Here is a 602-nt window from a genome sequence, read left to right as displayed (position 1 = left end):
CGTCTACACCGCCCTCGCCCTCGCTCCCCAGCGGGAATCGCCCGCTCGCTGGCCCCAGCCTCCCTCGGCAGCAGGCCCTGCCCGGGCATACGCCCGCCCCATGACTCCGTGAACCGGGACCGACGAAAGCTTGTATGTGATGCGCATGTTGCGGCCAATGGTGCGAGATGAAACGGCTCGCCACCCTGATCTGGCGGGGATCTTGCATGGCCTGGTCGAGACGGCAGGCCCTTTGACGGAACGGGTCACCGGCTTACAGCTGTGCCACCCGCCGCGGTTTCGCATTCTCACCCCGTCGTGGTGGCGAGCGGAGGTACGCCAGCACCTCGCACAGGTGGACGCTCGTGATCTGGCCGAGCACCCGCCGGCGAGGTCAGTGGCCACGATCTGGCTGCGGCACGTCGGCCGCCGGGGATGGCTGCGATGGTCATGGTTACTGACCCCGGCCACGACGATCACCAACACCGCGGGATTCAGCGAAACCCTCATCACTCCCGAGGCCCTGCGACACGCAGGACTGCTCGCCGATGAAGAGGCCCTGGGCACCCTGGTGGCCCGCGAGTTGGCACACCGCCTACGGCTTGCCCACATCGCGGGAGACC

General features: G+C 68.1%; 1 protein-coding gene. It reads left to right on the top strand.

The annotated features are described in order from the left end of the window. Nucleotides 1–157: 157 nt before the first annotated feature. Nucleotides 158–602, top strand: a 445-nt coding sequence (locus tag KUM32_RS35925) for a hypothetical protein (RefSeq protein ID WP_217146108.1), incomplete at its 3' end; no start/stop codon positions are given.

This window comes from Streptomyces sp. AC627_RSS907, from assembly GCF_019049165.1.
Note: the sequence above shows the minus strand (reverse complement) of the source record. Positions and strands in the feature narration are given on the sequence as shown.